The 10,604-nt window shown below is 52.5% G+C and carries 10 protein-coding genes and 2 pseudogenes; 7 read left to right on the forward strand and 5 right to left on the reverse strand.

Annotated elements, in window-relative coordinates; genetic code table 11:
* Window positions 1-267: 267 nt before the first annotated feature.
* The gene (locus ACE3QM_RS14045; RefSeq protein WP_374422705.1) at window positions 268-471 is read left to right on the forward strand and encodes a cold-shock protein; all 204 of its coding nucleotides are present in this window, start codon (window positions 268-270) and stop codon (window positions 469-471) included.
* 158 nt (window positions 472-629) lie between these two features.
* Here the strand turns inward: ACE3QM_RS14045 and ACE3QM_RS14050 are convergent, their stop codons facing one another.
* The gene (locus ACE3QM_RS14050) at window positions 630-1,142 is read right to left on the reverse strand and encodes a hypothetical protein (RefSeq protein WP_374422707.1); all 513 of its coding nucleotides are present in this window, start codon (window positions 1,140-1,142) and stop codon (window positions 630-632) included.
* A gap of 542 nt (window positions 1,143-1,684) precedes the next feature.
* Window positions 1,685-2,269, reverse strand: coding sequence for an HD family hydrolase (locus ACE3QM_RS14055; RefSeq protein ID WP_374422709.1), 585 nt, complete (start codon window positions 2,267-2,269; stop codon window positions 1,685-1,687).
* 378 nt (window positions 2,270-2,647) lie between these two features.
* On the opposite strand from ACE3QM_RS14055, the gene ACE3QM_RS14060 reads away from it, so the two are divergent.
* Both ACE3QM_RS14060 and ACE3QM_RS14065 read left to right on the forward strand, forming a co-directional pair.
* Window positions 2,648-2,923 carry a barstar family protein gene (locus ACE3QM_RS14060; protein WP_374422711.1) on the forward strand — a complete coding sequence of 92 codons (276 nt, stop codon included), beginning with the start codon at window positions 2,648-2,650 and terminating at the stop codon, window positions 2,921-2,923.
* A 326-nt stretch (window positions 2,924-3,249) separates the two neighbouring features.
* Window positions 3,250-3,618, forward strand: a complete 369-nt coding sequence (locus ACE3QM_RS14065) for a hypothetical protein (protein ID WP_374422713.1) — start codon at window positions 3,250-3,252, stop codon at window positions 3,616-3,618.
* A 914-nt stretch (window positions 3,619-4,532) separates the two neighbouring features.
* Here the strand turns inward: ACE3QM_RS14065 and ACE3QM_RS14070 are convergent.
* Both ACE3QM_RS14070 and ACE3QM_RS14075 read right to left on the reverse strand, forming a co-directional pair.
* Window positions 4,533-5,522 (reverse strand): hypothetical protein, encoded by a 990-nt coding sequence (locus ACE3QM_RS14070; protein ID WP_374422715.1) that lies wholly within the window; start codon window positions 5,520-5,522, stop codon window positions 4,533-4,535.
* 27 nt (window positions 5,523-5,549) lie between these two features.
* Window positions 5,550-6,656, reverse strand: coding sequence for a hypothetical protein (locus tag ACE3QM_RS14075; protein ID WP_374422717.1), 1,107 nt, complete (start codon window positions 6,654-6,656; stop codon window positions 5,550-5,552).
* Window positions 6,657-6,982: 326 nt separating this feature from the next.
* Here ACE3QM_RS14075 and ACE3QM_RS14080 point away from each other — a divergent pair, with 326 nt between their 5' ends.
* From ACE3QM_RS14080 to ACE3QM_RS14095, 4 genes and pseudogenes are all read left to right on the forward strand, one after another.
* Window positions 6,983-7,612 carry a helix-turn-helix domain-containing protein gene (locus ACE3QM_RS14080; RefSeq protein WP_374422719.1) on the forward strand — a complete coding sequence of 210 codons (630 nt, stop codon included), beginning with the start codon at window positions 6,983-6,985 and terminating at the stop codon, window positions 7,610-7,612.
* Window positions 7,609-8,493 (forward strand): ubiquinol-cytochrome C chaperone family protein, encoded by an 885-nt coding sequence (locus ACE3QM_RS14085; protein ID WP_374422721.1) that lies wholly within the window; start codon window positions 7,609-7,611, stop codon window positions 8,491-8,493. The genes ACE3QM_RS14080 and ACE3QM_RS14085 overlap by 4 nt, the downstream gene beginning before the upstream one ends.
* Before the next feature lie 286 nt (window positions 8,494-8,779).
* On the forward strand, window positions 8,780-9,055 hold the full coding sequence (locus ACE3QM_RS14090) for a transposase (protein ID WP_374422723.1): 276 nt from the start codon (window positions 8,780-8,782) through the stop codon (window positions 9,053-9,055).
* A gap of 134 nt (window positions 9,056-9,189) precedes the next feature.
* Window positions 9,190-9,773 (forward strand): annotated as a pseudogene (locus ACE3QM_RS14095) (IS3 family transposase).
* Window positions 9,774-10,335: 562 nt separating this feature from the next.
* Here ACE3QM_RS14095 and ACE3QM_RS14100 read toward each other — a convergent pair.
* Window positions 10,336-10,604 (reverse strand): annotated as a pseudogene (locus ACE3QM_RS14100) (glutamine--fructose-6-phosphate aminotransferase); the annotation flags it as partial.

The raw sequence follows: 10,604 nt of genomic DNA on the forward strand, positions 1-10,604 counted from the left end.
CAAAAGATCGTGAACAGGTTCTTAGAACCCGTGCAAAGCCTCCAGAGCGGGTGGGACGGTTTTTCCGGCAATTTTTCCGGCAATTTCAAAAGCTACTATTGACATGCTCGCGACTTTCCTATAAAAAGTCCGGGCAGGATTTTCAAGCGTCATATCTATCGATACCTCGTTGCCCCTCAAGTGGTCTTCATTGTTTCCTTATCTATTCCTTGATTATCATGCCAATTCGATAATTTTATTGTCCTTAACAGACATATGGAGTCCACTATGGAAACTGGTATCGTTAAATTTTTCAATGACGCAAAAGGCTTTGGCTTTATCACCCCGGACAATGGCGGCGACGATCTTTTCGCTCACTTCTCCGAAATTCGCGCGGATGGCTTCAAATCCCTGCGCGAAGGTCAAAAAGTAAGCTACACCCGCGCAATGGGCCAAAAAGGCCCGGCAGCGACCGCGATTCAGCCGCTCTAAGCATTACAGCGTCTAAATAGCAAAAGCCCCATATGGGGCTTTTCGTATTTTAAAAATAAGACCTGCCTCAAGGCAGGTCTTATTTATTGGATAGCAGAAGTGCACGCCGCACCCCTGCCAACAGCCGGCCCCACAGGGCCGGCTGCTGCTCCTCCGGCTTAACGCTTCTTCTTGCGCCGTGGGTTGCGCTGCACCGCGTACAGCTCATCCAGGCTCAGATAGAAGCGCTGCACCGCCTCCACATGCCGCACCAGGTCCACCTGTTGCGCTCCCAGGTTCAACAACATCTCCAGATAGTTGAAGAAGCATTTGCAGAGGCTGCGGTGGTGGCCGCGGTCGCTGAAATCCATATCGCTGGCGATGCGGAACAACAGCCCGCGCGCGGAGTGTTGGCGGTTGAGTTTCAGCATCTGCGCCAGGTGAGCCGCGTATTGACGGCCCAAGGCGCAAGCTTCGAACTCATCCTTGGCTTCGGCCGGCTGCCAGTAATGCGGATGAGTGCGGCCTTCGATACGGCGGACGAAGGGCAGACTGAGGTCTTTGGCTTCGCTGCCGGCAAAGCGGTAGCGCGAGCGCGGCAACAGCGGCGCGAGTGGAGATACCCGGTTTGGGGTGTGAGTGGGGGACGAAGAAAGTGCTATGCCTAGCACCGGACGGACTGGCTTTACCATTTGCAACCTCCTGAGCAGAAGGGCCAAGCCGCAAAGCGGCAAGGCGGGCACATGACAAGAGTTGGTCTACCGGTGAATGCTTGCACAAGCCGGTGCGCCCATCAGGGCGCCACTTGCCACGGCCCGCCCGAATAGGCAAAGCAATGGCAACGGATACGCTGTGAAAACAGCGCATCCGCGGTAGAAGTCCAAGTCGGGAGACTAAACCCGAGCGCCGCGATTGCTGCGGCGCGGGGGCTATTGTTGGGGAGGCGCGGGAGAGCGTCAAGCCGGCGACATCCGGCAAGACGGAAATAGCCACGCCTGGCGCGCGGCGCGCTGGGGATGCAAGCCATCGCTTGGACGCTGAAGCCGATCTGAATAGCGTTACAAGCCGCTAACAAAACTCAGTTTTACGCGCAACACAGCATCAGGGGTAGCGGGTCTAAACAGGCTGCTTAGAGCCGCTAACAAAACCTCGCAGAGAACCTGAGCCAAGGCGCGCCGACGCAGGCAGTACCAGTAGTACGACAAGGAGGCGCAACGCAGGATCAGGGGTTTTGTTAGCGGGTCTTAGCAAAATGCCGGCTCACCCACTGCTCGCATAACTGCCAAAGCTGCGGCGCGCCTTTTTGGATCACCGGGCCGTAACGGGACAGCACCTGCTCCAGCGAAACATCGTTCTGCGTCCAAGTCCCGCCGCCGGTAAAGACATTGATCAGCAAAGGCTGGAAACGGTCCAGCGCCTTGGCGAAACAGGCATCGGCGCTTTCCGCGCGCTCAAACTCCCGCCACAGCTCCAGCAATTCAGCGCCCTGCTCCGCCGGCAACAAGCCAAACAAACGCTCCGCCGCCCTCGCCTCCGCTTCCGCCTGCGCCCCAGGCACGGCCTGGCCGTGGATGGGAAAATCGCCGGCATCCACCTCCACCACATCGTGCAGCAACAGCATCTTGATCACCCGCTCGGTATTGACCGGACCGCTGGCGTAATCGCCCAACAGCAAGGCATACATCGCCAGATGCCAGGAATGCTCGGCCGAGTTCTCCCGGCGGCTCTGATCCAGCAACGGCGATTGCCGCAGCACCGACTTCAAGCGGTCTATCTCTCTCAGAAAATTCAGTTGCCGTTCCAAGGCCGATACTTGCATCGCTTATCCCGCATTCAGATCTGTTTCGCCACGGAGGGGGATTATAGCTGTGGTCTGGATCGGCACCACCACGGGATGAGGGGGAACAGCCGCGCCTTATTGCGCAGGTTGGGATGCGCAGGAAGACAGTTCTGGCCAAGGAGCCAAGATCCATCTCTCTGTGTCCTTCTCATCCCGAGCGGCTGTCCAGGGAAAAAAATCATAGGGTCGCGGGCAACCCGCGGCGCGGTCACGACATCCACCCGATTTGTGGGGTTATTACATGGTCAACGACATGACAACGCACTTGAAAAACCTAGCATTTACATGCGATTATGATTATCAACAATATCAATTGTTATACGACCCTCGGTATCCATATAAAAACTGTTAGAGCTTATGCGCCACTACACAATCGACTGCGCTCTGATCAAAGATGAAAGTGCCTTTTGGCAGGCCTACCTAATCGCAATAAAACCAGAAGGAGCAGGTTATTTTGGATGTAATCTCGATGCCTTTTGGGACGCACTGAACGGAGGCCCAGGTTGGCCTGGGGAATGTCAACTCAACTTTATAAACACAGCCAATCTTAAAGCGCTAGGGGATGGGTATTTTTATCAGGCGCTTCAGAAAATTGCGCGAGATTCAGATTTTGTCAAGGTCCGAGTTGAATGAGAGCCCTAACCTTACGCTCAAGCTCGCTCCCTTCAAACGTGTTTTAACAAGCGCTGAGTAACACGCGTTGAATACCACGCAACAGCTTTGCGTATCTCGTACCCCACTGTCTTCTACAAACATCTACCCATGAAGAGAGGCCGGCTCTTGTCTACCACTCCCAAAATTATCCAAAAGAATATATTCTAACCTCATTCTTTGCTGTACCATTTATACGTTTATGCTTTCTGCTTGATTAAAAGCCATTACCCATACTTGCCTCTGCGCAAACAATTATTAGTTAAATAACACCAAGGAGCATCAATGACTATCAGAAATATTAATCGATGCAATACTTCGCATTTATTGATGCTAGCAAGATTAGGTTAGAAAAAATGATCAGCCAATACGCAATGCAAATAATTGAGGCCGTTTCTATTTTGATGCCAATTATTTTTCTCTTGTATTTTCATGAAAACATAGAGGCTAAGTTTACATTTCTAGTATTTTCATACTTATTATTAATGGGGTTGGGGAGTGTTTCTCAATGGATTTCCCTTGTGCTCAACATGGCAACGCACCCGGCCGACAACTCTCTTAGCGGAGCGCTCGTTTCACTTGAATTCATTGGCTTTGTACGAGTGGCAGTATATTTTATCATGGCTCCAGGGCTTATTTTCTGGCTTTATCGATGGCAAATAGCCAAAAACAATTAACTGTCCCAGAAAATGCTGGCAATGGTAATTATGATCCATGCAAGAAGGGGGCGAAACATAGGTAAGAGTATCTTGGTCGTAAACTAGCCGAATGAATCACCTCAACTGTTTTACAACTGGTGGAGTGTGTCTGGAATTCTGTGTAAACCGACCGTTACCCATTCCCTTGTCGACAGGCAACTTCGGCCGACGAACTGCCCCTTCGGTCCTTCCCTTGTGAATCATCGCACCAAGAAATCTCAAACGAAAAGAGGCCCTTCCGGGCCTCTTTGTTTCGTGCTACTAGCAACAAACTGGTCATATCATTGTCGTGACGGACTTCATTACCTCGTGACAGACTTTATTCTTTCCGATCATAGTGCTGGCGGTAAATAGAAGCGTTGGCACCCAAAGCCACAAAATTCTAAGCCACTGAAATTAAATGAAATCCACAACAAAACACACGCTTCATACTTGCTAAAACACCCCGTCTTTCATGCTTTTTCGCCATTGGGAAATAAAAGCGTTGGTTTTGATATCCCTAACTTGAAAAAATCAGTGCCTTTGCGCCGCAAATTTTCCTAACTACCACTCGCACCGCCCGTACGATAGCCTCGTTCACGCCTTAGTCTCTCGCGATGCGCCCTTCTCCATATCCGCCTATGCACGGGCCATCGAAACATGCACGGGCAAGAAGGTGAAGGAGCAGTGGCTGTATCTACCCGTGGCCGCGCGGGCGGTGAGTGTTATTGAGGCAGCTTAGCTCCGCCCATGAACAGATAGCCTCAAGCACACCCACCCAGTCTATCGGCCCTCAATGAAGGGAAGGGAAACTAGGTGGCTTGTACAATATCAGGACTGAACGAACTCATCTTGGTCGCAACATCACTAGGCAAATAAAAGAATACTGTTCATTGTTCTGTCGCGCACTCCGGTCATTGAGCGCCACGGAAATCATAACCAAGCATGAAGAGCGCTGCTTCGAGTTTGCGCAGACCATCCGCACCAGATAACCAATCCGTCTGAGCCAAGTGGCGAGCCGCAGCCAAAACCCAGTTGGCTTGCAAATTGACGCGTGCCCATCCTCGCATACCATCGTCCGTATGAAGCAAGCGCGGGAATTTGTAATGATGTGAGGAAGGATTGCGCAGGTTAGTGCCTTGACCAGAGGCCCAGAGGAATGAGAGAGACTCTGGCAGTATTAGCGATTGATGCAGGGGCTCCACGGACTCGAGGTAGCGCCGCACAAGAAAGCCCAAGGCGGCTCCAACACGACCGTCATATATAATGAAGTCTGGCAAGGCCAGCGCATAATACTTCGTCCAACCAGCATTCATTCTCGGTTTTTTAGGCTCACCGTCACTGCTGCGCCCGAATACTTCGACCTTCGGACACTCTCCTGTCAGCGATTCACGCCCCAGCCGCAATACAGGAACCAATTCACTCCCCATTGCCGCGGCCCAGTCCATATTCGCACGATATGCACGGGTTCTCTCGCCGAAGCCCCATTTCATAACCTCATGGCATGCCTCCAATGCAAATGCATGTCCATCGGCAGTGTATTCTCCTTCGATAGCCGCTCTAATCTTAGCGCCAACAGATTCAAGAATCTCTGCATTGGCACCATAGTATTTCCGGTCCCACCAATACATGCGGAAGAACGCCTCGAGTGTCTGTCCTTTTAACTCGTAAACAGCCTCTGCTCCCTTCCCTTTGATTTCTCCACCACCGAACCGCTGCACAAAATCAGCGGGCAGTTTGATTCTGGAAAAACCAACCGTGAGGCCTATAGGAATGGCTCCCTTGATAACTTCAGATAAATAGCGAACAAAACCCTGTACATGCGGGTCTTTTAAATACGCATCTCGCATAGGGCATAAGTTCCCTCTCTGAGCCTTAATAGGTTTTAACATCAATTTTGACACAGTATACACTCCTCCACTCCAATAACTTCAACCGACTAGCCGCAACTCACTGATACGGCCATCTTCTACCTCAAACACCAGGTGAGTTGGACTCGATAGCATATCGTTAGATAGCTGAACAGATTCCCTAGTATCGTTATTAATGGCAAGCAGGTCATTAGACAAGGCCATTGCCGCTTCTCGCACTTCGGTCCTGCGGATAGCCAACGTCGTATCACGGTTGAGCCAAGACGAGAGCTGCTCACAGTCTTGTTCCGCTCTTTTCTCTATGCTCTGCAGGCACGCTTTGAGTTCTTCAGCACTGTGAAGCAGCTCCTCCATACGCGCTTTTTTCAACGCAACTTCTCCGGGATAAAGAGACAAGACATACCAAGCTAGCACACGGGTCTTGAGGGTGAGGCGAATATCCTTGGCAAGGTTTTGGAGCCGTTCGTATTTGGTCACCGTTTCCATTTGAAGGTCTTTTGTTCCGAACCACTCTTTGTGCTCAATAGATTCCGAGCTTTGATGCAATAACTCTTGCTGCAGATGCTCCTGAATCTGAAGCAGCTCACGTTCGCAATTTTCAAGCTGGTTGCGAATTGCTGGTGACAAATCACCCTTACTGATTGTCGTGGTTACCTGTTTGAGATATTTCATGGTTCCCAATACCTGTCCTCGCCGCTCCTCATCTAAGAAGCGCCTTATATCTTGAACCCCCTCGCGGATTTCATCCAGCTTGGCCGATATATCGGCCAAATGCTTTTGTGCAACCACCAACGACGCTATTTGCCAGATGGCTGCAGCATTGACCATTTGCTGTAGCTTTTCGGGTTCAAATAACGTTGCGTGCTCCGCGATTTTACCGTTCCCATCCACCGCCCAAGCACGGAAACTCTCACCGCCCTTGGCCCGAATCAGGTCTCCATTGATGACCACCTCCATTAGGTGCTTGCCACGATGCCCCTCCTCAACGAGTATCGTGGGGACGGCCTGAAATACCGCGCTGAGCCGTCCGAATAACTCTGAATCGGCAAGTAGTGGCTTCGCCGAGCGGTAGCGCTCGTGGTCTAAGAGCGGAGCAACTCGGATACCAGGCTGCTGAACGTCACTGCCAAGTACAATAGCATTTGGCTTTGAAGAAATGGTCGCCATCGATTGGTTTCCTGAGGTGTTTAATCGTGATGTCAGTCTATTAATTTTTAACTGATACAAGCGATGCACTGAAAGCGGGTTCAATTCACTATGCCATAAAGATGGAAATCAAACGATACGGTTTTCAAGAACTTGTCTACTCACATGGACAAGTTGAGACCGACGCCATAGCCCTTACTAGGCACGGCTAATACCGCAGGCGTGCATTACCACTTTACGGAACGTTGAGCAAGCAAACTGTGTTCATCTCCGTAGACAAGTTTTTTTGGAATCGTTTGCCTGCCGATTTAGACTACACTCTGACATGACGAACGAGTGAAAAACCCATGAGTCAAGAGCAAGAAGAAAACAGCATGTTCCGTGAAGTCTCGGGCTGTTTTGTAGAAGCGCTGCGACGCAGTATGAGAGTTGCATCCGAAGATGAGGATGGCGTGCCAAGCGCGCTTTCACAGGCGGAACTTGCAGAGCGGGCTGATGTTGGGAGGTCGACCTTGGCGAAGTACCTTGGTGGAGGTAATGATGAAGCCCCGGCAAATCCTGACCTCACAATTATCTGTCGCCTAGCCAATGCGGTTGGTGTGCCGCCGGCGCTGCTGCTGATGCGCCCGCAAGACTGGGCTAGTTTGGCCAGCGGGATGCTGACATTTAGGCAGGCAATGGAAGACCCCACGTTCATTACGCTTGCCTCTGAGCTGAGAAGCATGAGTTCGACAACATCGCAACGTGTGGTGGAGGCCGCATTACGCATTGGCAGGATGCTGAAAATCATCGAAGACGAGCACGAACCCAAGGTCTCTCAGGAGGTACGGGATTTCCGCCGCGCCCTGAAAACCTCCATTTCGACAACCGCCGCAACCATTCCATTTCGAGTGGACGGCTTAGCCACCCACCATCTCCCAGCGCTACTTACCCTCTGCAGCATTCTGGGAGCGACTAACGCTAAGGCAATCCGATGACCAACAATTTCAGCAAGCATCCTGGCAATCTTTCACTGCTGCTCGCACAAGCAGACATTGCCGACCTGGACATTCTTGTCGACTACATCACTGATAGTGGTAAAGGTCGCATCTCCTTGAATGACGACGTCTGCGAGAGACTCGTCAAATGCAAAGAGCGTGGGGCGTATACAGAGCTCGACCGCAACCTCATCCGCAAAGAACTACTTGAGTTCGGCGGTAATACGTTAACCAATGTCTACCGCGATGTTCGTAGCAGCATTGCCGTTGGGTCACTACTAGACAGAATTCTTCCCGATGTTGACACAGCCATTACCTATGACGAAGTCGTCAAGGATGTCGCTTCGCATCTGAACGTGCCGTTTAGCAATGATGACGACATTCTGATAGTCGAGGACGGCCTCCTACGTAAGATTCTCCGCAATTCATTTGAGAAGATGTCCGCAGAAGAACGAGCGGCGATTTTAAAAGAGTTGAACGTGACCGACCTCTCCATGCTGGGGCCTGCAGCCGGTGCTGCGCTCATTGCTGCTGGACGCATGGGCGGATTCACGACTTACAAGCTCGCACTCATCGTCGCCAATGCCGTATCGAAGGCTCTGCTGGGTCGAGGATTACCTCTCGCAGTCAACGCAACAGTGGCAAGGACTGTCGGAGTCTTGCTCGGCCCGATTGGTTGGGTGGTGACTGGTTTATGGACACTCGCGGACATGGCGAGTCCCGCTTACCGTGTCACGGTGCCATGCGTTATTCATATCGCTTACATGCGCCAAAAGGCCATCATGGAAGCCAACACCATAGCATGTTCTGCATGCGGGGCACGTAACGAGTTCAAAGCGCGCTTCTGCTCCGATTGTGGGCAAGCATTGCAAGGAAAGTAAGATGATAATTCCCGGACCAATGGAATACCTTAAGTCGCATGTGATTGCTTTTGTTGCCGGTGCGATTACAGTCATCCTTGCGAACGCCTATGTCAGGTATGAAGCCAGACAAAGCGAGGGGAACACAAATCGGCATCCTGATTGCTGAGAGATAGTCAGCGGTATTCTTGCCGCTGACTATGCCCAATTCGCCCCCCCCCCGCAATTCGCGTTATGTTCAGTCTGAATCGCCCCCGCTTTCCTAGGCACCGCAAGAGCCTCACACTAGGCCCTACAAGGAGGTGTCATGAGCAAGCCGAGCTTCCCCGAAGAGTTCAGGATTGAAGCCGTCAAGCAGGTGACCGAACGAGGCTACCCTGTTTCCGAGGTAGCTAGTCTCAGCGTCTCCACCCACAGCCTCTATCAATGGCTGAAACGTTACGACCCCAAACGAACCCAACCTGCCGCCACAACAGACCAGCAAGCCGAAATCCGTCGTCTCAAGGCAGAACTGAACCGGGTAACGGAGGAGCGCGACATTCTAAAAATGGTCGCCGCATACTTTGCCAAGGAGTCCGGGTAAGGTATGCCTTCATCCGGGCTTACGGGCAGCAGTTTCCAATCCGGCGATTGTGTCTGGTCATGTCGGTACATCCCAGTGGCTTCTACGCCTGAAAAGCGTCCCCGCATTCACTTCGTGCCCGCGAAGACCAGCGCTTGCAGGGACAAATCAAACAGGCCTGGCTGGAGAGTGGCGGTGTCTATGGCTACCGCAAGGTATACGACGACCTGCAAGCTCAGGAAGAGTGCTGCGGCAAACATCGCGTGGCACAGCAGATGAAGCAGGAGGATCTGCGTTCGCAGACGGGCTACTCCCGACGGCCTGGACATTGCCGTGGCCACCCAGCGGTGGTAGCGCCGAATCTAGCCTGGGTGACCAACATCACGTATATCCGCACGCATGAGGGGTGGCTGTATCTGGCGGCGGTGCTCGACCTGTTCTCGCGGCAGATCATTGGCTGGTCGATGCAGTCATCAATAGGAAGCTGGTGCTGAATGCCTTATTGATGGTGGTCTGGCGGCGACAGCCACAACAAGAAGTATTGGTGCATTCCGACCAGGGGAGTCAGTTCAGCAGTTACGACTGGCAAGACTTCCTGAAAGCGCATCGCCTGGTGCCCAGCATGAGTCGACGAGGGAATTGCCACGACAATGCCGTGGCGGAGAGTTTCTTCCAGCCTGCTGAAGCGAGAACGCATCAAGCGAAAAACCTATCACGACCGGGAAGAAGCCCGGCGTGACATCTTTAGATTACATCGAGATGTTCTACAACCCAAAGCGCCGGCATGGTTCAGCGGAATGGACTATCGCCGGTAGAGTATGAGAAGCAATATTTCCAACGGCTCACAAGTGTCTAGAGAAGCCGGGGCGATTCACCCTCACCGCCGGCTGCAGACCATACATCATCCAAGATGCCCAAGACGGAGGAGTTCAGATGGCCATCTCCCTGCACAACCGAAGGCGTGGGTTTTAAGCTATACGGATGCAGCCCACTGCATGTGCTGCGCATAGAATCCGCTTATGAGTCATACCGAAGACGTTAATGCCAACGTACTAAGTAGGCAACACTACAGCAGCAAGAGGTGGTTAGGCGGTGGCACCCAAGACGAATTCTAAAAAGAATGGAGGGGGTGGTTCTTGTGCAATTCTGGCGGGAAAATGTCGCGACAAATAAATACGTTGGGAAGCAATGCTGGCGTGGGTTTCCGGGCAACTGAGGCTACGAAAACCCACGCTTCTTCGAAACTAAAAACCAACGCTTCTATTTACCGCTTACACATCCTCAAACACCATCCACAAACCTCACTCCACCGTCACGCTCTTGGCCAGATTGCGCGGCTTGTCGACGTCGGTGCCGCGCGCCAGCGCCACGTGGTAGGCCAGCATCTGCACCGGGATGGCGTGCACCACCGGGCTGAGCACGCCGACATGGCGCGGGGTGCGGATCACGTGCACGCCGTCGGATTCGCTGAAATGGCTGTCCAGATCGGCGAACACGAACAGCTCGCCGCCGCGCGCGCGCACTTCCTGCATATTGGATTTCACCTTTTCCAGCAGCGCGTCGTTGGGGG

The organism is Chromobacterium sp., assembly GCF_041912965.1.
Classification (GTDB): Bacteria; Pseudomonadota; Gammaproteobacteria; order Burkholderiales; family Chromobacteriaceae; genus Chromobacterium; species Chromobacterium aquaticum.

What these genes read in the sequence shown, in the direction of transcription:
- ACE3QM_RS14085 (WP_374422721.1), top strand. Translation starts at nt 7,609, where the DNA reads ATGACCAACAATTTCAGCAAGCATCCTGGCAATCTTTCACTGCTGCTC.
- ACE3QM_RS14065 (WP_374422713.1), top strand. Translation starts at nt 3,250, where the DNA reads ATGCAATACTTCGCATTTATTGATGCTAGCAAGATTAGGTTAGAAAAA.
- ACE3QM_RS14060 (WP_374422711.1), top strand. Translation starts at nt 2,648, where the DNA reads ATGCGCCACTACACAATCGACTGCGCTCTGATCAAAGATGAAAGTGCC.
- ACE3QM_RS14045 (WP_374422705.1), top strand. Translation starts at nt 268, where the DNA reads ATGGAAACTGGTATCGTTAAATTTTTCAATGACGCAAAAGGCTTTGGC.
- ACE3QM_RS14050 (WP_374422707.1), bottom strand. Translation starts at nt 1,142, where the DNA reads ATGGTAAAGCCAGTCCGTCCGGTGCTAGGCATAGCACTTTCTTCGTCC.
- ACE3QM_RS14055 (WP_374422709.1), bottom strand. Translation starts at nt 2,269, where the DNA reads ATGCAAGTATCGGCCTTGGAACGGCAACTGAATTTTCTGAGAGAGATA.
- ACE3QM_RS14075 (WP_374422717.1), bottom strand. Translation starts at nt 6,656, where the DNA reads ATGGCGACCATTTCTTCAAAGCCAAATGCTATTGTACTTGGCAGTGAC.
- ACE3QM_RS14080 (WP_374422719.1), top strand. Translation starts at nt 6,983, where the DNA reads ATGAGTCAAGAGCAAGAAGAAAACAGCATGTTCCGTGAAGTCTCGGGC.
- ACE3QM_RS14090 (WP_374422723.1), top strand. Translation starts at nt 8,780, where the DNA reads ATGAGCAAGCCGAGCTTCCCCGAAGAGTTCAGGATTGAAGCCGTCAAG.